This is a genomic window from Chitinophaga sp. 180180018-3 (assembly GCF_037893185.1).
In the GTDB taxonomy this organism is placed as follows: domain Bacteria; phylum Bacteroidota; class Bacteroidia; order Chitinophagales; family Chitinophagaceae; genus Chitinophaga.
On the sequence record NZ_CP140772.1, the window covers coordinates 445,796 to 468,746 of the forward strand.

Genomic DNA, 22,951 nt, shown 5'->3' on the forward strand with positions numbered 1-22,951 from the left:
GTCAAATGTACATTAAACATGCCCTTGCCGCTTTTCTGTTGATGTTTATGATAACATGTACCTGTTTAGCCCAGGAGCAGGGACAGAAAAGAAATTACCTGTACAATGAGTACCAGCGGAATGGGGGGAGCGCGGCATTCGCGGATATACTCAGCTGGCGCCGGCAGCGTCTGCAGGGCATAGCGGAGAAGATGAAAGCGCTGCCCGGGGAGAGCCGGAATATGTTGCTGAAGGATGCCGACAAGGCGATGCAGTTCAGCTGGCCTTCTTTGCCGGCTACGCTTTACCTGCAATTCCGTGATAACGGGAACCGGGTGAATTTTGAGAATGCCCAGTTCGAACGGCGGCGGGTATTGGCCTCGCTGGTAGCGGGAGAGCTGGCTGGCGGCAACGGAAAATATATGCCGCAGATAGTGAATGGGTTATGGTTGATACTGGAAGAGAGTACCTGGGTGTTACCGGCTCATGTGGGGGTTCAGAAAGCCGGCACAGACCTGCCAGATCCTGAAGAACCGGTGGTGGATCTTTTCGCAGGGGAAACGGCTGCTACGCTCAGCTGGGCGCAGTTTCTGCTACACGACAAGCTGGATAAACTTTCCCCGATGGTCAACAAACGGATCAGTTACGAACTGCAACACCGCATTGTAACTCCCTTCCTGCAGCGCCGGGATTTCTGGTGGATGGGCTGGGGAGGCCGCAGTGTGAATAACTGGAATATCTGGATCAATACGAATGTGCTTATTACTGCATTGCTGAGCGTAAATGATGCGGATATACGAAATAAAGTAATCGAGAAAACAATACAGAGCGCCGACAATTTTGTGAATGGTTATCCCAACGATGGCGGCTGCGATGAAGGCCCCAGCTACTGGGGGCATGCCGGAGGAAAACTGATAGAGTTTGTTGACCTGCTGAACAGCGCTTCCGGCCGGCGGCTCAGCTGGGGGAACAATGAGCTGATACATAGCATCGGCGCTTATATTTACAAAATGCATGTCGACAGCAGCCGGTTCGTGAACTTTGCCGATGCGTCCGCGATTACCATCCCGCCACCACATACGGTGTACCTTTATGGTAAAGCATTTAAAGATCCGCTGCTGACAAACTTCTCCGCTTATCTATGGCGATTGGAGAATCCTGATCCTACTCATATAAAAGCACCGTCGCTGGCATTTTTTATTTACAACCTCGAATGCCGTGATGATATGCTGAATGCAAAGGCAGCAGCTCCTTATGCAGCCGAGAACTGGCTGCCGGATCTGCAGGTATTATCGCTTCGTTCCAAAGCAGGTCAGCCACAGGGGCTGTTTTTTGCCGCGCAGGGTGGTCATAATGCAGAAAGTCACAATCACAACGATGTAGGAAATTTTGTGCTGTATATGGATGGTAAGCCGGCATTGATTGATGTGGGTGTAGGCACGTATACCAAACAAACATTCAGTGCCGACCGGTACAAGCTCTGGTATATGCAATCGCAGTGGCACAACTGTCCTACTATCAATGGAGTGCAGCAACAGGATGGCCGCCGCTTTCAGGCAAATAATGTACAGTACGGCAGGAATAAACTAAGCATGGATATAGCTGCCGCTTATCCGGAAGCAGCCATGGTACAGCAATGGAAACGAACCTTTACATTTAGTCCTGCTGCTACTACACTTACCTTACAGGAAGAATACCAGCTGAAGGAATGGAAAACCCCGTTCCTGCTGCATTTTGTGACCTGCCTGCCGGCGGACAATAGTACGCCCGGTAAAGTAGTGCTGCAGGGACCCGCTGCTAATATGGAGCTGAGTTATGATCCGGCTTTGTTTGAAGTGGTGGTGGAACGACAGGAAGTAAACGATGGCCGGCTGAGCCCTGTATGGGGCGATCATGTGACGCGGGTTAGTCTGAAAGCCCGTACCCAGGCCTTGTCGGGCAATCATAAGCTGATTTTTACGATGAAGCGCCGGTAGGGATAAGCAGCGTGTTTTTAAGAGAAAATAAATGATTTTTGCAAACGTTTGCATTAAATTAGTATTTTCACCTTCCGTTGTTCCGGTATAAGAGCAACAACGATTATCACGTTACCTGTTTAATTGTTACAATCATAAAAACGCAACAGATATTTATATGGCCACATTCGAATCAAGATATGCCAGCAGTCCTGCTGAAGTGAAACAAATGGATACTGCCGGGTTAAGGCGGGCTTTTTTAATCGACCGGATATTTGAAGCAGATCATATTCACTGGACGCATACTCACTACGACCGTTATCTTACCGGTGGCGCTATGCCAGTGAAAGGTCCGGTGGAGCTGGAAACAATAGACCTGCTGAAAGCCGGCTACTTCCTGGAGCGCAGGGAACTGGGAATGATCAATGTAGGAGGAGATGGGATAGTGGAAGTAGATGGAGAGCAATTTGAACTTGCATATAAAGAAGCACTGTACATCGGTAAGGGGAAACAGAAGGTGGTATTTCATAGCAGGAATGCGCAAACACCGGCCAAATTTTATCTGAATTCCACGCCTGCACATCATACCTATCCCACGCGCAGGGTGTCTGAAAAAGACGCAGAAGTGGTAACGCTGGGGACGCTGGAAACATCCAATCACCGTACGATTAACAAGTTGCTGGTAAACAGCGTGCTGGAAACCTGCCAACTGCAGATGGGAATGACAGAACTACAGGCAGGCAGTGTATGGAACACGATGCCCGCGCATACGCACGACAGAAGAATGGAGGTGTATTTTTATTTCGAAGTACCGGAAGCACAATCAGTTTGCCACTTTATGGGACAGCCGCAGGAAACACGCCATATCTGGATGCAGAATGAACAGGCAGTGATTTCTCCGCCCTGGTCGGTACATTCCGGAGCAGGTACCAGTAACTATACTTTTATCTGGGGAATGGCGGGAGAAAACCTGGACTATGGTGATATGGATCATTGCAAGATCACCGATTTACGTTAAAACTGATAATTGCTGCTATCATGATAAAACATTTTCTCGCAGGAAGCTTGCTGGGCTTGTTTCTCCTGCATGCCGGTCTTCCGGCGAAAGCCAACGGACCGTTTACAGGGAAGCATACAGCAGTAGCTGCGAACGACTTCAGCGCAGGAACCGTGCTGGGGCAGATGGAAAAAGTGGCGTCCTGGCAATGGCGTTATATCAGGGAAAGAGGCTGGAATCATGCACCTACCGACTGGACAAATGGTGCGATGTATGCCGGGATGATGTCGCTCGCTAAAGTAACCAGTAATCCGTTTTTCATCAATCGTCTGGTACAGGTAGGAAAAGAGAACGACTGGAATACGGGGCCCGACCGGTTTTTCGCCGATGAATATTGTGTTGGTCAATTGTATGCGCAGCTCAACACGGTGTTCAAAGATCCGGTGATGACGGACAGGTTCCGCAAACTGGCAGATAGTATTGCAGCACAGCCGCATAGCGAATCTCTGGAATGGAAGAACGGTATTCATCACCGGGAGTGGGCGTGGTGCGATGCCTTATTCATGGGCCCTCCTGCATTGGCCTACCTGAGCACATCCACAGGTGATGCCCGCTATCTGGAAACAGCGGATAAACTCTGGTGGAAAACCACCGATTACCTGTACAATAAGCAGGATAGTCTGTATTACCGTGATGGCAGTTATATAGGGAAGAAAGAAAAGAATGGCGCCAACGTATACTGGAGCAGGGGAAATGGCTGGGTAATGGGCGGTCTGGTGCGTGTAATGGAGAACATGCCGCAGGGATATGCCGGAAAGGCCCGTTTCGTGGAATTGTATAAACAGATGGCATACAAGATAGCAGCGTTGCAAACGCCAGATGGCACCTGGCATGCAAGTTTATTGGATCCTGCCAGCTATCCGGCGAAAGAAACAAGCGGCACCGGTTTCTACGTATATGCGTTGATGTGGGGAGTGAATAATGGCCTGCTGCCGGAGAAAGAGTTTCTGCCGGTAATACAGAAAGGATGGGAAGCGCTCACCGGTTGTGTGCACCCTAACGGGAAACTGGGCTTTGTACAGGAAATAGGCGCAGCCCCGGGAAAAACTACAACCGATGATACAGAGGTATATGGCGTAGGTGCGTTCCTGTTAGCCGGATCGGAGATGATCAAATACGACTTGCACAAACATACTGTACCAGCTGTAATCATTTCCAACAATACAGGTATCAGCAGAGAGGAAGAAGTGATAGAAATCCCCTATGCACAGTTTGCCGGCAGATTTGGTAAACAACTGAAGAAAGCATTTAAGGTGATAGATGTGGTAAAAGGCACAGAAATTCCCTACCAGGTTACCTATGAAGGAACTAAGGAGCCGAAGAAGATATTATTGCAGGTGACGTTACCGGCAGCATCTGCCATCAGAGCGGGAGTGGAAGAAGGTACTCCTGCACCGGTAAAAACGCAGGCATACGGCCGTTATGTGCCCGAACGTAAAGATGATTATGCCTGGGAAAATAACAGGATGGCTTACCGGATGTACGGAAAGGCATTGGAGCAGGTGCCGAAGGAAATGGCCTATGGCATTGATGTATGGGCGAAGCGCACCACAGAGATGGTGATAGATACCTGGTATAAACTGGATAATTACCATCACGATAATGGCCAGGGCCTTGATTTCTATAGCGTAGGACTGACGCTGGGAGCAGGGGATACGGCTCCTTATGGGAAGGATACTATTTATTATCCAAAGAACTACCGCCAGTGGAAAACGCTCGACAATGGCCCGCTGCGTACATCTTTCGCGTTGACATACGATAGCTGGCAGGTGGGTAATATAGCCGTTGCCGTTACCAAAACCATTACACTGGATGCAGGCTCTCAGCTGAACCGGATGGATATGGAGTATAAATTCAAAGGCAGTACGCTGCCGGTAGTAACGGGAATCGTTAAACGAAAAGAACCCGGTGCGGTATTACTGGATGAAAAAAATGGTGTAATGGGATATTGGGAGCCGATGCATGGAGAAGACGGAACCATTGGAACAGCCTGTGTTTTCCCGGATGAAGCCTCAGGTCTTCAGACAAACCGGGTACATTTACTGAGGGAAAGTATTGCTGATAACGGGAAGCCATATACGTATTATTTCGGTGCAGCCTGGAGTAAAGGCGGGCATATCCCATCGGCGGAGGCCTGGTTCAGCTATCTGGAAAATTTCTCGCAAAAAATCAGACAACCGTTAACAATCACTATTCAATAACTGCCTCCTGACAACTGGAGCGTTTCAAAATATTTGTAATGGAATTATTTCAATTAAGTGGTAAAACAGCCCTGGTAACGGGTTGTAAAAGGGGAATAGGAAAAGCAATGGCCGTAGCGCTGGCATCGGCCGGTGCGGACATCATTGGGGTATCGGCATCGCTGGAACTGAATGGGAGTGAGGTAGAGAAAGAAGTAAAGGCGCTGGGCCGCAATTTTAAAGCGTACCAGTGCGACTTCTCCAACAGGGAGGCGCTATATAGCTTTATCCGGCAACTGGAGCAGGAGGTACCGGTAGTGGATATACTCGTGAATAATGCAGGAACCATACTCAGGAAGCCGGCAGCAGAGCATCCGGATGAATATTGGGACAACGTGATCAATACCAACCTCAATGCTCAATTTATCATGACCCGGGAGATCGGCAAAGGAATGATTGCGCGTGGATCCGGAAAGATTATCTTTACAGCATCCCTGCTCACTTTCCAGGGAGGAATCAATGTTCCCGGATATGCTGCCAGCAAAGGAGCCGTAGGCTCGCTGGTGAAAGCATTTGCGAATGAATGGGCATCAAAAGGAGTGAATGTCAACGCGATTGCGCCGGGATATATCGCCACGGATAATACAGCGGCGTTGAGAGCCGATCAACAGCGCAGCACTTCTATTCTGGATCGCATTCCGGCGGCGCGCTGGGGCGAGCCTGCCGACTTTGCAGGGCCTGTGATCTTCCTCGCTTCCAAAGCAGCGGATTATGTACATGGAACCATACTGACCGTGGATGGTGGCTGGATGGGAAGATAACAGAATATTTACTGCTTAATTGCCATACAGATGAGCAAACGTACCGAAAAAACGATTGTTGATATTGCAGAAGAACTGAAACTTTCAGTGTCTACCGTATCACGTGCGCTGAATGATAATCCTAACATCAGCGCACGTACGAAGGATAAGGTAAAGAAAATGGCCCGCAAGTTAGGCTACCGGCCTAATGCGCTGGCTGCCGGATTGCGCAATAACAAAAGTAAAATCATAGGACTGATAGTGCCCCGCATTTCCATGTTCTTTCCTGCCACTATCAGTACTATCATCCAGAACAAACTACAGGAGCACGGCTATAATCTTATCATTTGCCAGTCGAACGACTCATACGAACAGGAAGTAACCCTGGCAAATACCCTGTATTCCGCCAGAGTGGATGGGCTGGTGGTTTCAACTACTTTGTACACTACTGATTTTTCGCATTTCGATGTATTCAGGGATAATCAGATTCCGCTTATTTTTTTTGACAGGGTGCCTAAAGATTACAATGTAAAAGTGATTAAGGGAGATGATTACCTTGGAGGGTATACCGCTACTACGCACCTGGTAGAAAAAGGCTGTAAGGATATTGTTCATATCTCAGGACCGCTGAGCTGCAACCTTTATGTAGAAAGGGTAGCCGGCTATAAGAATGCATTACAGGATAATAAGCTAGCCTTCCGCAAGAACCGGGTATTTTACCAGGAATTGACCCGCGATAATGCCTGGCAGACCTGTGAGAAAATATTTTCGCAGCAACCTTATCCGGATGCCGTGTTTGCAGCGAACGACACAACAGCCATCACCGTAATGGAGTATTGCCGTAAAATCAATTTGCGTGTACCGGAAGATCTGAAAGTGGTTGGATATTCCAATGATCCGCGTACGGAGATCGTTACTCCGCCCGTCACCAGCATAGATCAATATCCTGCAATGATGGGAGAAAGAGTAGTAGCCGTATTGATGGAGCTGATCAACACCGCGCCTTCGACAGCACCACGTTATTCACAGGAAATAATACCTATCCAGCTGGTTGCCCGCGAATCCACCGCCGGCACGGTTAAAGCTCCTGCGAAGAAAAAGTAATAAACCTATAATCTGCGTTATATGAAAAAGAAATTGACACTTGTTTTTTTGTTTCTGCCGGTGTTGTTTATGCAATCGTATGCACAATCCGGTAAGGCAAATAAGACCCTGCTGGAGAAAGCGGATGCTACTTTGAAATTTGCAGCACGGCAGTATAAGCTGATGATGAAACATGTACCTGATACCGTATTGCCACGTTCCACCAATAGTAAAGACGGTAGCCTGTTAACATCCGGCAGCAGCTGGTGGACATCCGGTTTTTATCCCGGTACCAACTGGTACCTGTACGAATACACGAAAGATCCTGCCTTTAAAGAAGAGGCACTGAAACGTATGGCGCTGGTGAAAAAGGAGCAATACAATACTCATACCCACGATCTGGGTTTTATGATGTATTGCCCGTTTGGAAATGCCTGGAGGATCACGAAAGACACCGCTTATAAAGTGGTATTGCTCACCAGTGCAAAGTCGCTGATTACCCGCTTTAACCCAACAGTAGGTTGTATCAAATCATGGGATCATGGCGATTGGAAATTTCCGGTGATTATAGATAATATGATGAACCTGGAATTGCTGAACTGGGCTACCCGTGAGAGTGGCGATAAACAATTTGCCGCGATTGCCCGTACACATGCCAACACTACCATGCAGCATCATTTCCGCCCGGATTACAGCTCCTATCATGTGGTGGCGTATGACCCGGCCAACGGGGCGGTGGTTAAACGGCAAACGCACCAGGGAGCGGCCGATAGCTCTGCCTGGTCGCGTGGGCAGGCCTGGGCGTTGTATGGCTATACCATGATGTACCGCGATACAAAAGATAAAGCCTATATGAATCAGGCGCGTCATATTGCTGATTTTATACTTAGGAATCCTAATATGCCATCCGATCTGGTGCCGTATTGGGATTATGACGCTCCTGGAATCCCGGATGCTCCGCGCGATGCATCGGCGGCAGCTGTTGCCGCCTCGGCCTTACTGGAGTTAAGCCGGTATACCGATAAGGCAGATGGTAAGCGCTACTGGAATGCGGCAGAGAAAATGCTGAATAGTTTGTGCAGTCCTGCTTACCTGGCTAAAGAAGGAGAGAATAATGATTTTATCCTGATGCACAGCGTTGGGTCATTACCCGGGAAATCGGAAGTAGATGTACCATTAACCTATGCAGATTATTATTTTGTAGAGGCATTGCTTCGTTATAAGCAATGGGCTAAATAACCAGTAAATGGACAGACGTTTTTTTCTCAAAGCAGTTCCTATGGCAGGTGTTGCCGGAACTATAGGCAGTGACAAAGGCATGCTGAAAGCCATGGCTACAGGATCGGATCCGGTAAACGACCGGTCGGAGCAGGTGGCGTTGTTATTAAAGATCAGTAAGCCGGTGCTTTCCGCATTGAGTCAGGGCCGCCTGAAAGCAGTCATGCCAAAGGAAACAGCTCCGGCATATGCCAAGCCGGTTGAAAAAGTGACCTATCTCGAAGCATTTGGGCGTACGCTGGCTGGTATTGCACCCTGGCTGGAGCTGGGGCCCGACAATACCCTGGAAGGCAGCGGGCGCTTCGAAATGCTGGAGATCACCCGCGAAGCTATTGCAATGGCGGTAGATCCTGCATCGCCTGACTATATGAATTTCACCGGGAAATTTGATGGGCAACCGCTGGTAGATGGGGCTTTCATGGCGCATGGCCTGTTACGCGCGCCGGAGCGGCTTTGGGAACAACTGAAGCCCAAAACACAGCAACAGGTGATAACCGCACTGACGAGTTTGCGCAGCATCAAACCAGGTAATAATAACTGGTTGTTGTTTGCTGCCATCATTGAAGCAATGTTGCTGAAATTTGGCGCAGCCTGGGACCGGAAGCCGGTGGATACAGCCGTGCAGAAGATCATGGAATGGTACAAAGGCGACAGTATGTACGGTGACGGTGCGAATTTTCACTACGATTATTACAATTCATTCGTGATACAGCCGATGTTGGTAGACGTGCTGAAGGTACTGGCAGAGAAGGGGGAAGGAAGCAGGGAGCAGTATGAGCTGGCGTTGAAGCGCATGCAACGGTACGCAGCAATCCTTGAGCGGCAGATCTCGCCGGAGGGTACGTTTCCGGTTGTGGGCCGCTCGATGCCTTATCGTAATGCGGCGTTTCAGGCGCTCGCACAGGTAGCGCTGATGGATAAGCTGCCTCCGGAAATAGCGCCGGCACAGGTACGTTGTGCGCTGGCTGCCGTAAATAAGCGCATCTTCGAAGCACCTGGTACCTTCGACAGTAAAGGCTGGTTACAAGTGGGTTTCTGCGGGCATCAGCCTGAAATTGCTGATGTGTATACCTCTACCGGAAGTTTATATTTATGCACTACGGGATTCCTGGCACTGGGATTACCAGCGGTACATCCTTTCTGGAAAGACCCTGCAAAACCATGGACAGCAAAGAAAGCGTGGGATGGAGCTATGGTCATGAAAGACCATGCAATAGATTATTAAGGGCGTGTAGGGGAACTAGGAAAGCTTTCCGGTTTCAGGAAAGAGCTGCTGAGGTTGTTTGCCATCTTCCGTAAGCCATTTTTCATATACCCATCTCACTGCTTCATAGCCTTCAGAAGCAAGAAATTCCTGCATACGATAGTTATTGGAAAGGGTATAGCGCACAATTCTGCGTATACCCTTTTCAATATATATTTTTTCCAGTGCATCATTCATCTGCCGGTAGATCCCCTGGCGGCGGAATTCCTTCAGCACATAACCGTCGGATACATACAGGGTGTCTCCGGTATAATCTTCAATACGGCTTTCGTCAGGTTCTTCCACATAGGCGAAAATGAAGCCAATGGGAGTGTCATCGACGCGGGCCAGCAGGCAGGTACCATTGCAGGTTTCCTGCATTTCTATCACATGTTGCATATAGTTACCGGCAATACTGCTCCAGCTGGCCGTTTTCAGAAAGAAAGATTTTTCTGACAAGTGCAGCTCTTCCAGCATTTGGCTGATTACCTCAACATGATCCGAAATTCGTATGGCCGTTATCGTTAGCATCTCTGTTAATTATTTTCAGGCCGCACCGGACTACCATTCCAGCTGGTACCTGGTTGTAATTTTTCTCCTTTCATCACGAGCGACAGTGGTGCAATGTTTACATCGTCGCCCACTTCGCTGTCGTACAGGATGATGGATCTGGCGCCAATGCTGCTTCTGCGGCCTATTTTGATGGGCCCGATCTTCATAACCCTGTCTTCGAACAGGTGTGTCTGCGGGCCACTGTCTTCATTCAACACACTATCAGTACCAATTTCCACCATATCAAACTCTGTAATATCCGCTGTATTCAGTACCACGCGGTATCCTGTTTTAACACCCAGCAATCGTAACAGTACGGGCAGCCAGGGAGTACCTTTAAGGTATTCCAGCAGGAATGGTACGGAGAGGGCCTCGTAGGTAGACGTAATGGCTTCGCTCCGCCATACTTTAGATGTCCACATCGGGCTTTGAATGGGTTTATACACGCCGGTAAACACCCACTTCATCACCACGGTAAACAGGAAAGCGGGAATACCAAGGAAGAACAGGTAATAGAATGGCATCTGCAGCAGGATCTTCCACCAGGGCTTATCGGTAACCAGATCGTGTGCATAGGCGATGAACAGAATGCTGCAGCAGATCACCACTGTTTCCGGGATGAGGATACGTACAAATTCCACCAGTGCGCGGGCGAGCCTGCGTTGTGGGGAAGGAGTAGTGGTCAGCTCGGGTGGAAAGAAGTGACTTTCCTGGCGTCTTGGAAGCGCGATGGCCGGAGAACCAAACCAGTCGCGGGCATTATTGGAGGCCATCTGATCTTTCGAGGGTGGTGTAGACAGTACCCCAATCAGCATATTTCCAGGCAGCACATAACCCTGTGGGATCAACGCACTGTTACCCACAAAGCTGGTATCGTGGATGATGGTTTTTTCCAGTATCAGCTGCTGGCCGCGAACATCCGATTCGCCCAATGTTACAGCATCTGCAATGAAAGCGCCATCGCCGATTTCCAGCAATGGATGGGTAACGCTGCTGGCAGTAGATACTTCCGTATTACGGCCAATTTTAGCGCCCAGCGCCCGGAATAAGGAAGAGATATAAACGGTGGCGAAAATGGGATGTATAACGATCAGCGACAACGACATCAGCTGATCAGCAAACCATTTGCGGGCATAGAAAAGGCTATAGATGGGATAAGTACCCGGTTTGATATCCCATTGCAGGAGCCGGGTCAGCAATACCGTCTGCCCGGTGAACAGGATGATATAACTCAATGCCAGTGCGGGGGTAATAACCATGTAATTGAAGTTATAATCCGGTGCGGCATTATCCATCTGGTTCAGGGTAATGACGGTAGGCAGTAACGGCAGCAATACGGTGAACGGAAATATCAGCAGGAACAGTGAAAATATAAGACTGTATTTCCTGCGGGTAGCTGCGGAAACAGGGAGTGGTTGCGGCAGCTCGCTGATGTTCCTGGTTACTTTCAATTCAGCAGGACTTCCCTGCCATACTTCGCCTGATTTGATGGTTTTACCGGCCGACAGGAAGCTGAGGTCCTGCAATTCGCTCCAGGGCTCCATCACAGTGTCGCCGCCAATGATGGCACTGCTGCCAACATAGGCATGATCGCCGAGGTGTACTTTACGGAGCTTCAGGAGGCCGTCTTCAATGAAGGCGTTATTGATCACTACCTGGGAGCTGATACTTACATCACTGCCGATGGTGAGGAGGTCTTCCGCACCTATGGTAACAGCTGCCATCTGGGCATCCGGTGCAATTTTTACGCCGAGCAGCCGCAGGTAAGCGGGGTATAGCGGTGTACCGTTCAGGAACTGTGAAGGCATGAGACGTTGTACTGTTTTCACCAGCCACCAGCGGAAGTAGTAGGTCCCCCAAACCGGATAATCGCCTGCTTTCATTTTACCGATTACCAGCCATTTGGTGCTGATAATGAGTATGGAGAAGGCAGGAGGCAGGAGGCAGAACATGGCCAGGGCCGTCAGGATAGCGTAACCGAGACTGCTGGTAGCCTGTTCTACGTAGTAGTAGCCGAGGTAAGGCAGGTAGATCTGCATGGCGAAGAGGCCGAAGATCACCAACACGGCAGCAGTTTGTGCTATCCAGCAGGAAAGGTGGCGCCACCAGGGTACTTTATGAAAGACCCTTTCTTTTTGGGTGGTGGCCTGTGGTTGTTTGGACCATACATTTACCAGTTCCTTCAGCGGGCGGTGTATATAGATATCCTTGAGAGATGCCTGTTGCACATTTGCTTCCCGGCGCAGGCGGGAAACGAATGCCGCGGCCAGCAGGGAGTGACCTCCGAGGTCGGTGAAGAAATCCTGTTCGGGATCTATATTACGATCCGGGAATACTTTCGACAATACCGCCATGATCCTGTCCTGTACAGGCGCGTTCACATCAATTGCTTCGCCGGAGCTTACCTGTGCAAAAGCAGCAGGAACAGGCAGGGCTTTGCGGTTTATTTTACCACTGGGCAGGCGTGGCATATCGTCCAGTTCCACGATGATGCCCGGCACCATGTATGTAGGCAGTACTTTAGAGAGTTTATTCCGGAGGGAATGCTCATCGAAAGTCTGATGATCTTCCATGACCACATAACCAACCAGCTGGTCCTGTTCGTTGCCATCTTTTTTAACGGCTACGGCGGCGGCGGCTATTCCTTCAGCAGCATTCAGCTGGTTTTCAATTTCACCCAGCTCAATGCGGTATCCTCTGAGTTTTATCTGATCGTCGAGGCGGCCCTGGAAATCGATGCCGCCATCCGGTAAAATGATGGCGGCATCTCCGGTACGGTATAACCGGTCGCCAGGCAGGTCGGTCATGTCAACTGGTTTGTCCACGAATTTTTCGTGGGTGAGCTCCGGCCGGTCGATGTATCCTGCGCCTACGCCGGGGCCGCTGATCACCAGTTCCCCGCGTTCGCCTACAGGAAGTATTTCCAGTTTTTCGTTCACCACCGCCATGTTGTAGTTGGGGAGTGGTTGACCTATGGTGATATAATCGCCTGGTTTCAATGCAGCAAAGGTGGCACTCACGGTAGTTTCCGTAGGTCCGTAGCTGTTATAGAAGTGACGTGGGGGAGCAGCCCAGCGGGCCAGTACCTGCGGGGTACAGGCTTCGCCGCCGGCGTTGATCAGCCGGAGGGAAGGAATGTTATCATCCATCACCGCCAGCAGGCTGGGAACAGCATGAAGGACGGTGATTTTTTCGCGGCGTAACACGTCGCCCAGTTCGTCGATGGCCTTGGCAGTAGTGGCATCGGCTATCCAGAGCGTGGCGCCGGCGAAATAGCTTAGCCATGTTTCTTCGCACCACATATCGAACGATACGGAGAAGCCCTGGTATACTTTATCAGATGATTTGATATTGAGCACTGTTTGTTCTGCCCGTACCAGGTGGCAGATCTGCCGGTGGCTGATAGGAATGCCTTTGGGCTTACCGGTACTGCCGGAAGTATACAGCACGTAAGCAAAATTTTCCGGCTGCGGACCAGGCTTTAGCTGGAAGATTTCAGTACTGTCTGGCTGCGTAGGTACTTTCAATACCGCAGCATCGAGCTGCAGGGGCAATTCGCTGAAACAGGCCGCAGCCTTACATTCGGTGAGTACCCCTTCCACCCGCTCAGCAGGCATTTCCCGGTCGAGTGGTACATAGGCGGCTCCTGCCTTCACAATACCCAGGATGGCAACATGCAGTTCCACACCCCTGGGCCACCATACCCCTACTACGCTACCCGCGCCAATTCCGTTGGATTGAAGGAAAGCTGCTACAGCATCACTCCAGTGGTCCAGTTGTTTGTAGGTCAATGTCTGATGCTGGAAGATGATCGCGGTGTGGTGACTGTGTTCTTTCACCACCTGAGAAAAAATATCCGCCAGCGTTTCATGATGGAGCAAGTCCGGTAGATGGGGCCCCTTAACTATACTATAAACATTCATAAATTCGCTTTCCCGTAGGACATTGGTGTTTGCTACCGCAAATGTACTGGTAAGAATCGTACAAATCGCTTATAATAGGCTTAAAAATAATAGGTTATTTCATAAAAATTCCTTATAATCTGTTTACCAACAGTTTAGTTGTTACTGTTGGAGGGGGGCATCAACAGCCCGCTGAAAGGCTGTTTCAGACTGACAATGAGAATGTTTTCAATATATATCGTGTATACGTTCCCGTTATATAAAGAGAAGGGCAATACTAACAATTATACATCTTGAATATTGTCGTTTACCCGCCTTAGTACCTCTTTCCATAAGGTTTTCATTTGTTCACGCCCCGCAGCATCCTTCAGCTACCTGTTGTGAAATGCAATGGTGGGAAAACTGAGGCGGATTCCCATCTCCCAACCCTGGGATTGTCTTAGTTCTGCTGATGTATTTCCGATGCTCATTTTTTATAGGAAGACAGGAAAAAGACAGTTATTAGCATATATAAGAGACTGATACTAAGGGGTGGGCTTGTTATTCCAAGAAAACAGGAGAATTATATACGAAATGTGAAATAATTTTTTACTTTTAAGGTAATCTGGCATTAGTCTGAGTTACTAATGCGTATATAGCAACCAAATCTGAACAGCAAATTTGCCGGCACTAACTAAACTAACTAAATCGACGAATGATATTTGTTTCCGCAAATCGGCGCTGAATCTACCTGATGAACAACATCCGTGCTGAGCGTGATGCTATATATGTCATTGTATCCAGTCAAACCAGGTAAAAATCATTTTTCCTACGTTTAACCGGCAGGCACTCTCCAGTGCTAGTCCTTTTTTCATAAGCAAAAAACGGGGCTGTCCTTCACAAGCGGGCAGCCCTTTCTTATTCCATTAAGGGGTGGCAGCAGAAAAAAAACGGGCCACAGGCCAACAACTTAGTGCTCTTTTTTGTAGATTTCAATCTATAAGGAAGCATTTACATACTTATACTTATTTAAACCCATGGTCATGAAAATCAGGAAAAGCTTTATGGTAGTGGCAGCACTGGTTGCTACCGGTACCCTGTGCTCACTCGCGTTGCCCCAGCAGCCGGAGAAGGCTAAGAATCTGAAAGTATTGCCGAAAGATATCAGTCATGATGAGCTGATCGGCGTTATGCGCAGTTTTAATGCCGCGCTGGGAGTGAAATGTAACTTCTGTCATGAGCCCGGCAAGGACGATCCCAAGAAGCTGGACTTCCCTAGTGACGCCAATCCGCACAAAGGAACTGCGAGGGAAATGATGAGAATGACCAAGCGGATTAACAGGAAATTCTTCAAGGAAAGCCAGACTATGGCTGTGACCTGCTACACCTGCCACCATGGAAATGAGGAGCCGAAGACGAAGCCGGATGTTGCGCCGGAAGCAGCAAAGTAATTAAGAATATGGAATGAAGAATGAGGAAAATGCAGCGGAGATAGTAAATGCCGATGTCTAAATTCGCTACTATCTCCGCTGCATTTTCTTCATTTTTCATTCCCCATTCTTTGTTTTCTCTATTGGCAGTTTCCCTGCCTTGATTGCTTTCATAAAATCCTCGTAATCTTTTTCGGTTTGATCGGCGTAGGCGACGGCAAATTTGCCGATGGCTTCGTCCATCACATCGGCTTTACCGAGGTAGCCGCTGATCAGGGCGCCCGGACCGGTTTTAGCGTGTGCCCGTGCCAGTACTTTTCCGCACAGGCCGGCGTAAGCGGCCAGTATTTCTTTATCGAAATGTTCTACATCAGGCGCTATTTTACGGTCTCTCAGCTGGCGGATATAGTAATGATGTCCTTCGTCATCGGCGCTCCAGCCGAGGAAAATATCGCTGGCGGCCTGTACAAGGCGCTGGCCCTGCACCACCCGTTCTCCGTTATGTTTGTATTTACATTTATTGGTATAAGCTTCCAGCACACTTGCGCGGGCTTCCTTTATCTGGAGGAATAGCGGATTGTTTTTGTCATTCATGAACAACGCCACCATACAACGGGTACCCACACTGCCCACGCCCACTACTTTCAGGGCAATATCCACCAAATGGTATTGGTGCATGAGAAATTTCCGGTCGTCCTGCAGGGTTTTGATATAGTCGTTCAGGAAGTTCTGCATCAAATCCTTTCGTTTGGTAAGCTCGCTGGTATGATATACCAGCGGCGGCTGATCGGTGATCTCGTAGGTGCCGAGTACCTTTTGAGTGGTTTTATAGAACTCTTTTTGCAGGGTGCTTTTCTCTGCTTTGTCCATGGCGGCTCTGAGCATCTCCCTAACCTTTTCGCTGCGGGCCTTGTTAAGCAGGTCGTGCATCTCGAACTTCATATACCACAGGTCGAGCGTATTCATTTGTGAATATTCCGTGATGGCATTCCGGTAGGAGGTGGCAACATCTATAGCCATTTGCCTGGCATCGGCTTCCTTCATCTTGTTATTCCGGGCAGCCAGCACGAAGCTGGTGGCCAGTCGCTTTACATCCCATTCCCAGGGAGCGGGGAGCGTTTCATCGAAGTCGTTTGCATCGAATATCAGGTTGCGTTCCGGGGTAGCAAAGCCACCGAAATTCATGAGGTGGCAGTCGCCCATCGCCTGCACCTTTGTCTCTGTATGAGGCATAAGCGCCAGGTCGCGTGCCATGATATCTGCCGTGCCCCGATAAAAAGTAAAGGGAGAAACGCTCATTCTTGCAACACGGATGGGGATCAGTTCTTTCACCCGGCCGCTATTGGAAGCTTTGATCGCCTCGAGTATGGAGGGGCGATTGTCTGACAGCTTAAAATTGCCCTGTGATGTACGGGGTACGGAATCGCGGATCTTTTTGCCCGGATTCTCGGGAATAGAAACAGTGGTCATATGTTGGATATTGATTAGTGTAACGCCGGAAGGGGCTAATTGTTTTCCGGCTGTTAAAAAACTAATCGTTTTCCAATGTCGGAAACGGCAGGGCCACCTCATTATTGAGGCGGCCTTCTTCTTGTAGTGTGATAGGAGCTTGGGGTTAATGATACTTAATGTGATGAAGGTTGTTGTAACTTATCCAGCTTGTCGCGGGTTTCCTTGTTATACTGTATCGATAATGCTTTTTTCCAGTAAGATGCCGCCTGCGCGGGATCTTTCGTCGCCATGTAATAATCCCCCATACTATCGTAAGGGTTGAAGCGTTCCGGGTAGAAGTAAATGTTCAGCTGAAATATCATCCGGGCTTTTTCGAAGTTTTTGTCGTTTAGCAGGCGGTATCCAAGAAAGTTATATTGGCTCTCCCTGGGGCGGACGGTATAGCCTAGTTCCCGGGTGAGCATTTTATAGTAGCTGGTCACCACCTTTGCAACTGAATCGGCGGGGCTGTTATCCTGATACAGGAAGCCAGGAAACCTGTTGTGATGAAAGATAAACCTGAGGCCATCATACAGGGCGATGACGGGAACAGACTGGTGATCGTCATCTTCATAATATTTATATCCCCATCTTAATCCATTGCCCGGATGTGCCCTCAGATCATTGGCCAGACTGAAAATTGCGTTGGTATGAACAGCGCCCAAACTACTATCTGTTCTGATTGCGATGGTATCCAGTCCGGGTTGCATGGTATGGGCGATAGCTATATAGCATGCTTTATGCTGCAGATCGGCCTCTTTCAATCGCTGGCCGGTTTGTTTCAGCAGGTAGCTGTGATTCCAGAAAATACTGGGGTCACCGGCGATAACGGCATTGAACAACGAAGGGTGATTAATCAGGGTATTGACTGCCATGAGGCCACCGAGGGAATGGCCGGCGAGGATGCGGAATGGAGCAGTAGCATATTTTTTTTCGATATAGGGGATCAGTTCTTTTTCCAGGAAGGAAGTGAAAGCCTCGCCTCCGCCGGAGCCGGGCACGGCGGAATCGGCCGAAGGGGTCAGGTCGCGGAGGCGGTGGTTCCGGGTATTCGGGATCCCAACTATGATCATTTGCGGCAGCGCGGTATTATCATTCACGGTGCTTAGCTGAAATATCATCGACTGAAGGGTGGCGAAGTAGCCATCGCCATCCAGCATGTATATTACAGGAAACACCTGTTTGGAAAAATACGGGGTATCCTGTGGCGGAGTGTAGATCCAGAGAGGCCGGTTTTCTTTGAGGATGGCGGAATAAACGCTGTCGGGCTGGCCGAACTGGACCAGATGTTGAGCATTAACCATCAGGACAGCGAACAAAAGTATAGCCGTTATGGTTAGTTTCATGTGCGGAATATTTTATAGAAAGGTAAATTAAAGTACGGAGTGGCTATCTAATATGGGATGTTGGGGCTGAAATATGTGACCAGACGGCAATTTTACGGGGTGAAAAGCTTTTGCTTCCGTTTTTATATGTTATTTTTGAGGCGTGCTGGTGCTAAATGAATGAACAGTGATGTCTAATAAAGATCTTGTATATAGCGGGCTGCCAGTGAAAAGAGCGATGCCGTTTAGCCGTTACCGTGGATGGGTAGCAATGGCCGGAAGGCATCATTAACTGAAATATAAAGCAGATCTGAAAACTATTCTGTGGCCTTGCCCGTAAATAACACAGATTACTACAAACAACCATATACCCTAACCTTAACCTGACCTTATGGATCAGCAGGACTACATGGAACAGTACTGGAATAAGTTACGCAGCATGGGATTGAGCGAAGAAGAGATAGCCATGTACAAAGAAACCCTGAAACCGGAAGAAGAAGCCGGGAGTGCCTGGTTTGCCAGTAGCAGGCAGTTGAGCGCTAACAGTAAACAGCTCAGGCACTTATTTTCGGGAGATGATGCAGATGTGAATGATTGGGAAGATGGAACACCCGCGTTGTTGCTGCACCAGGGGGAACCACTGGATACCCTTTTACAGTGGGGAATTGCCTGCGGGGCAGATACGGCTTTGGTGAACAGGCATTACCTGAATCAGCTGGCAACCGGGAAGGATGCGGCTGAAAGCAGGCAGCTGCTGGCGGAATGGTGGGAAATACACCACCGCGAGGAGTTGCTGGATATGCTGCATTGGCTGAAGGAATGCGGTCATCGTATAGAGTTCGACGTTATATGGCAGGCGATCAACCTGGTATCGGTGAGGGAGAGCAAAGCTTTTTTGAAAGAGTATATAGTGAACAACGAGTTGGAGGAGGTGGTGGTTATGGAGCGCTGGCGTAATACCCGGGAGGCGCTGGAGTTATTCAGAGAGAAGCAGCTGACGGGTGAGCACCTGCAGCCGGAGATGCTGATCTGGGATTTTGCCCGTATCATTAACCTGAGCCGCCTGGGGTATGATGCCGGCTATATTACAGCAGAGGAGGCAGCTGCCTACATTACAGGCTGCGTACCATCAATAAAGAGAACCTATACTTCATGGAAGCACCTTTCGGTGTCATATCAATTTGCGCGTTGTATCTGGAATGGGGCGGAAGCGGGCAGTTTTGAATCATTGGCAGCCAATATGGAGTTGCTCCTTACGGCAGCTGATAGTCCCTGGGTACAACAGTCATTCAGTTGATGCCGGGTAAGCTGTTATATTCCCATCTCTTTCCAACCCCCGCCATTTAACTGCCAAAAGCAGGATGGACGGATGGTTAACCGGGTATTTGTTGCTGTAAAACCGGGGATGTTTTGTTTAATGTGATTTTAAAGAAAAAGAGACAGACAGACGTCTATCTCTTTAGCACTGTAAGGGGAATTCATAGTGTTTCCATAGAATAGAATAGTTTAAGCAGGCAGATATACCAACCCTCTAACTATTTTCTTTTAGTAGTGTTTTTGGAGCAAACGACGGACAAAATATCCTACGCTAGGTTTTCTGACCAGATTGGTGTAATATTATTGACTTTGATGGGTTTTCAAATGCTTTAAAGTGACAATGGTAACAACAATGGATGAAAGTTCAATAACCTGTAGTTGCATTGCAACTTCATCCTTGTTTATAATATTTTTCTGCAAAGAGCTCTGACTTATTTGCTTGTTTAAAGCGATAGCTCAAAAGTCTTAATAATGTAGCAGCCTATTAAACTTATTAGATGAATTGACCAATAAACGCGATGAAAATATCGTTGTGACCAACATCAAACAACCCGGTTTTTGCTTAAAGCAATTCATAATGTGTAAGTTATAGACAAAAAATACTATTTACATAGGTGTTATTTATTATATGATATGAAAAATTTCAGAATGGTAAAGTATTTTTGTATTATTTGTTTTTTAGCTTAGTGTAAATTCATATAGGGGGTACAGATGCTAGCTTTATTCAGCAATAAAACCGATGGAGAGCCACCTGATATCAGCAGGAAGCTTACGGAATGGTTTTCAACCTTTTTGTCGGACAGGTATTACGGGACCAGCATGAGGATATGGGCTCATGTAATTATGTGGGGATGTTTCGCATTATTGTATGCTTTTATGATGAGCTCAAGTTTTATAGTATCCGTTAGTGTGAGCATCATATTTGTTGTGCGGAACATCCTGGGAGCTATGTTCTTTTTCTATTCCGTTTTTTATTTTATCATTCCGAAAATTTTATTAAAGGGAAATTTTTTACTCGCGTTATTGTGTTTTTGCGTACCTTTTTTGTTCTGGTCGGTTATTAACTACCTATGCTCTTTGTATGCTGTTAATTTTCTGGAGATTCATGACGGGGAGCTGAAAAGTATCCTCAGCAGGGTGATTGATGCAGGTTGGTGGGATACCTTTTCACCTCAGCATTTGTTGCGGATCTTTATTCCTGTGGCGATGACAGTGGCCCCTCCGATGTTGCTGAAGCTGATACTGGATATTATCCGGGCTACTACCCGGACGCTGAGGCTGGAAAGGGATAATCTCAACCTGGAAGTAAGTTTTCTCCGTTCGCAGCTGAACCCTCATTTCCTGTTCAACACGTTGAATAATATTTATTCCCTGTCGATCCGGAATGATGCCCTGGCTGCCGATCTGATTATGCACCTGTCTGAAATGATGCGCTATACCTTATACGATTCCAATACGGATAAGGTGTCGCTGGTCATGGAGGCTGATTTTCTGAAGAATTACGTGGAACTGGAAAGTGTGAGGTATGGGCAGAATGCGAGTATTCATTTCGACTGCGACACAGAAAAGATCGGGGATCAGGTGATTGCGCCGTTGCTGATGTTTCCTTTTGTGGAAAATGCTTTTAAATATTCGCATAGTACTACTGCCAGCAAATGCTGGATACAGGGATCTTTGGAAGTAACAGGAAACCAGTTGCGGTTTGAAATGTCAAACAGTAAAGGTGAAATCCCGGAGGGAAGAAAACCGGCAGGAGGAATCGGGCTTAGCAACACCCGGAAACGATTAATTCTGCTTTATCCGGATCAGCACATGTTATTTATTGAAAATAATCCCGAATATTACAAAGTTGTCTTGACACTAACGTTGAACTAAACAAAATATGGATCAAGTAATTACCTGTCTCGTGGTAGATGACGAGCCATTTGCCCGGGATCTGATGGAAAATTACATTAAGAGGGTACCCTATCTGCAGCCTGTAGCTTTCTGCGAAAATGCTTTTGATGCCATCAATGAACTGCAACGGCAAACGGTAGATCTGCTTTTTTCTGATATACAGATGCCCAATATCAATGGTATTGAAATGATCCGGTCCCTGAATAATCCACCTTTTGTCATATTTACAACAGCATCGAGGGAACACGCTATTGCGGGGTTTGAGCTGGATGCCGTAGATTATCTGGTAAAACCTATTTCCTTCGAACGTTTTCTGAAAGCAGTTAACAAAGCCCGCACCCATATTGGTCAGCGTAAGCCGCCGGCTGAGCCCGTGAAGGCCAAAACCCAGCCTAATAATTATCTTTTTGTTAAGGAGAATAATAAACTGACAAAAATCCTCTTCGATGATATCTATTATGTAGAGGGAATGAAGGATTATATTAAAATTGTATGCAGAGATAAGAATGTTATTACCTACATGCGTATGAAAACGATAGAAGATATGCTTCCGGCCGATCAGTTCATGCGTATTCATAAATCTTACATCGTACGGCTGCAGGCCATTAAATCGATCATGGGCAATACGGTGGAAGTAGTTAATGGCCAGTCTGTTATCATCTCCAAACCCCTCCGCCAGGAGTTGAAGCGTTTGCTTGGCATCGCTAACTATGAGGAGGACGATGAATAGTTTGTTAAATAGCGTAACCCGGTTTTTTGGTCGAAGGAAAAGGTAATTACGTCTAATAAAATATGCGATCTCCCGGTATTGGACGAGTTTAGATGGTGATAAAAGCATCACTCATCCAAAAATATATTTTATGCCAGAAAAGAATATTACACTAAATAGCCGCCCTATATTAAAACTGGAAAAAGAAATTATTTCCAAGGCGGATACTTTGGCAATTGAAAATATGAGAGCTGCAGGAGTTGTGGAAATGGTGCATTCCAGTGTTCCTACCACGCCTACTACTTTTGGATCCGTGTTTATACCCGAGTCTTAACCCGATTAGTTTACTATTCCTCAATGATTAACCCCCTGGTCAGAAATGCAATACAGATGTGCCATAGTAGATGACGAGCCGCTGGCATTAGATATTCTGGAAAGCTATATCCAACGAACTTCCTATCTGCAGCTTGTGAAGAAAGCTTCAGAACTGCATACCGTTGAGAACCTGATTACGGAAAGAAAAGTGGATGTTGTTTTTCTGGATGTTAATTTAAGAGGTAATACAAGAGATATTATAGCGCAGTTCCTTAAAAAGGACTGCGTTTTTATTCTTGTGACCGCCTACTCCAGCCGCGAAGTACAAAGCCTTTGCCGTAAAGAACAGCAGGGCTACCTGGGAAAACCTGCCAGCTACAAAAAGTTTGTAGATGAAATGGAACGGGTATTTCCAAGCGTTAAATTAGCTGTGACCTGAGATCATAAAAAAAACCTTTTA

The 22,951-nt window shown here is 47.8% G+C and carries 17 protein-coding genes; 13 read left to right on the forward strand and 4 right to left on the reverse strand.

Going from position 1 to position 22,951, the window contains the following annotated elements; translation table 11 throughout:
- Window positions 1-5 precede the first annotated feature (5 nt).
- From UNH61_RS01820 to UNH61_RS01850, 7 genes are all read left to right on the forward strand, one after another.
- The gene (locus UNH61_RS01820; RefSeq protein WP_326990399.1) at window positions 6-1,955 is read left to right on the forward strand and encodes a heparinase II/III family protein; all 1,950 of its coding nucleotides are present in this window, start codon (window positions 6-8) and stop codon (window positions 1,953-1,955) included.
- A gap of 157 nt (window positions 1,956-2,112) precedes the next feature.
- Window positions 2,113-2,952 carry a 5-dehydro-4-deoxy-D-glucuronate isomerase gene (gene kduI, locus UNH61_RS01825; protein ID WP_326990400.1) on the forward strand — a complete coding sequence of 280 codons (840 nt, stop codon included), beginning with the start codon at window positions 2,113-2,115 and terminating at the stop codon, window positions 2,950-2,952.
- A gap of 20 nt (window positions 2,953-2,972) precedes the next feature.
- Window positions 2,973-5,192 carry a DUF4861 family protein gene (locus UNH61_RS01830; protein WP_326990401.1) on the forward strand — a complete coding sequence of 740 codons (2,220 nt, stop codon included), beginning with the start codon at window positions 2,973-2,975 and terminating at the stop codon, window positions 5,190-5,192.
- A 38-nt stretch (window positions 5,193-5,230) separates the two neighbouring features.
- Window positions 5,231-5,992, forward strand: a complete 762-nt coding sequence (locus tag UNH61_RS01835; RefSeq protein WP_326990402.1) for an SDR family NAD(P)-dependent oxidoreductase — start codon at window positions 5,231-5,233, stop codon at window positions 5,990-5,992.
- A gap of 30 nt (window positions 5,993-6,022) precedes the next feature.
- Window positions 6,023-7,075, forward strand: coding sequence for a LacI family DNA-binding transcriptional regulator (locus UNH61_RS01840; RefSeq protein ID WP_326990403.1), 1,053 nt, complete (start codon window positions 6,023-6,025; stop codon window positions 7,073-7,075).
- A gap of 21 nt (window positions 7,076-7,096) precedes the next feature.
- A complete protein-coding gene (locus UNH61_RS01845) occupies window positions 7,097-8,293 on the forward strand; it encodes a glycoside hydrolase family 88 protein (protein WP_326990404.1) in 1,197 nt (398 codons plus the stop codon).
- A gap of 7 nt (window positions 8,294-8,300) precedes the next feature.
- Window positions 8,301-9,557 carry a DUF2264 domain-containing protein gene (locus UNH61_RS01850; RefSeq protein WP_326990405.1) on the forward strand — a complete coding sequence of 419 codons (1,257 nt, stop codon included), beginning with the start codon at window positions 8,301-8,303 and terminating at the stop codon, window positions 9,555-9,557.
- A 15-nt stretch (window positions 9,558-9,572) separates the two neighbouring features.
- On the opposite strand, the gene UNH61_RS01855 is transcribed toward UNH61_RS01850, so the two are convergent.
- Entirely contained in the window at window positions 9,573-10,106 is a 534-nt protein-coding gene (locus tag UNH61_RS01855; RefSeq protein WP_326990406.1) for a GNAT family N-acetyltransferase, read from the reverse strand.
- Between the two features lie 5 nt (window positions 10,107-10,111).
- Window positions 10,112-14,008, reverse strand: a complete 3,897-nt coding sequence (locus tag UNH61_RS01860; protein ID WP_326990407.1) for a Pls/PosA family non-ribosomal peptide synthetase — start codon at window positions 14,006-14,008, stop codon at window positions 10,112-10,114.
- Window positions 14,009-15,051: 1,043 nt separating this feature from the next.
- Between UNH61_RS01860 and UNH61_RS01865 the strand changes: the two genes are divergently transcribed.
- Window positions 15,052-15,459, forward strand: coding sequence for a c-type cytochrome (locus tag UNH61_RS01865; protein ID WP_326990408.1), 408 nt, complete (start codon window positions 15,052-15,054; stop codon window positions 15,457-15,459).
- A 96-nt stretch (window positions 15,460-15,555) separates the two neighbouring features.
- On the opposite strand, the gene UNH61_RS01870 is transcribed toward UNH61_RS01865, so the two are convergent.
- Both UNH61_RS01870 and UNH61_RS01875 read right to left on the reverse strand, forming a co-directional pair.
- Window positions 15,556-16,908 carry a DUF2252 domain-containing protein gene (locus tag UNH61_RS01870; RefSeq protein ID WP_326990409.1) on the reverse strand — a complete coding sequence of 451 codons (1,353 nt, stop codon included), beginning with the start codon at window positions 16,906-16,908 and terminating at the stop codon, window positions 15,556-15,558.
- 155 nt (window positions 16,909-17,063) lie between these two features.
- A complete protein-coding gene (locus tag UNH61_RS01875; protein ID WP_326990410.1) occupies window positions 17,064-18,275 on the reverse strand; it encodes an alpha/beta hydrolase-fold protein in 1,212 nt (403 codons plus the stop codon).
- 370 nt (window positions 18,276-18,645) lie between these two features.
- Between UNH61_RS01875 and UNH61_RS01880 the strand changes: the two genes are divergently transcribed.
- From UNH61_RS01880 to UNH61_RS01900, 5 genes are all read left to right on the forward strand, one after another.
- Window positions 18,646-19,551, forward strand: a complete 906-nt coding sequence (locus UNH61_RS01880; protein ID WP_326990411.1) for a DUF1266 domain-containing protein — start codon at window positions 18,646-18,648, stop codon at window positions 19,549-19,551.
- Between the two features lie 1,097 nt (window positions 19,552-20,648).
- Entirely contained in the window at window positions 20,649-21,446 is a 798-nt protein-coding gene (locus UNH61_RS01885; RefSeq protein ID WP_326990412.1) for a histidine kinase, read from the forward strand.
- Between the two features lie 7 nt (window positions 21,447-21,453).
- Window positions 21,454-22,197, forward strand: a complete 744-nt coding sequence (locus UNH61_RS01890) for a LytTR family DNA-binding domain-containing protein (RefSeq protein ID WP_326990413.1) — start codon at window positions 21,454-21,456, stop codon at window positions 22,195-22,197.
- 130 nt (window positions 22,198-22,327) lie between these two features.
- Window positions 22,328-22,510, forward strand: a complete 183-nt coding sequence (locus UNH61_RS01895) for a hypothetical protein (protein ID WP_326990414.1) — start codon at window positions 22,328-22,330, stop codon at window positions 22,508-22,510.
- Window positions 22,511-22,555: 45 nt separating this feature from the next.
- On the forward strand, window positions 22,556-22,930 hold the full coding sequence (locus UNH61_RS01900) for a response regulator (RefSeq protein ID WP_326990415.1): 375 nt from the start codon (window positions 22,556-22,558) through the stop codon (window positions 22,928-22,930).
- The last annotated feature ends 21 nt before the right edge of the window (window positions 22,931-22,951 follow it).

What these genes read in the sequence shown, in the direction of transcription:
- UNH61_RS01820 (WP_326990399.1), top strand. Translation starts at nt 6, where the DNA reads ATGTACATTAAACATGCCCTTGCCGCTTTTCTGTTGATGTTTATGATA.
- kduI (WP_326990400.1), top strand. Translation starts at nt 2,113, where the DNA reads ATGGCCACATTCGAATCAAGATATGCCAGCAGTCCTGCTGAAGTGAAA.
- UNH61_RS01830 (WP_326990401.1), top strand. Translation starts at nt 2,973, where the DNA reads ATGATAAAACATTTTCTCGCAGGAAGCTTGCTGGGCTTGTTTCTCCTG.
- UNH61_RS01835 (WP_326990402.1), top strand. Translation starts at nt 5,231, where the DNA reads ATGGAATTATTTCAATTAAGTGGTAAAACAGCCCTGGTAACGGGTTGT.
- UNH61_RS01840 (WP_326990403.1), top strand. Translation starts at nt 6,023, where the DNA reads ATGAGCAAACGTACCGAAAAAACGATTGTTGATATTGCAGAAGAACTG.
- UNH61_RS01845 (WP_326990404.1), top strand. Translation starts at nt 7,097, where the DNA reads ATGAAAAAGAAATTGACACTTGTTTTTTTGTTTCTGCCGGTGTTGTTT.
- UNH61_RS01850 (WP_326990405.1), top strand. Translation starts at nt 8,301, where the DNA reads ATGGACAGACGTTTTTTTCTCAAAGCAGTTCCTATGGCAGGTGTTGCC.
- UNH61_RS01855 (WP_326990406.1), bottom strand. Translation starts at nt 10,106, where the DNA reads ATGCTAACGATAACGGCCATACGAATTTCGGATCATGTTGAGGTAATC.
- UNH61_RS01865 (WP_326990408.1), top strand. Translation starts at nt 15,052, where the DNA reads ATGAAAATCAGGAAAAGCTTTATGGTAGTGGCAGCACTGGTTGCTACC.
- UNH61_RS01870 (WP_326990409.1), bottom strand. Translation starts at nt 16,908, where the DNA reads ATGACCACTGTTTCTATTCCCGAGAATCCGGGCAAAAAGATCCGCGAT.
- UNH61_RS01875 (WP_326990410.1), bottom strand. Translation starts at nt 18,275, where the DNA reads ATGAAACTAACCATAACGGCTATACTTTTGTTCGCTGTCCTGATGGTT.
- UNH61_RS01880 (WP_326990411.1), top strand. Translation starts at nt 18,646, where the DNA reads ATGGATCAGCAGGACTACATGGAACAGTACTGGAATAAGTTACGCAGC.
- UNH61_RS01890 (WP_326990413.1), top strand. Translation starts at nt 21,454, where the DNA reads ATGGATCAAGTAATTACCTGTCTCGTGGTAGATGACGAGCCATTTGCC.
- UNH61_RS01895 (WP_326990414.1), top strand. Translation starts at nt 22,328, where the DNA reads ATGCCAGAAAAGAATATTACACTAAATAGCCGCCCTATATTAAAACTG.
- UNH61_RS01900 (WP_326990415.1), top strand. Translation starts at nt 22,556, where the DNA reads ATGCAATACAGATGTGCCATAGTAGATGACGAGCCGCTGGCATTAGAT.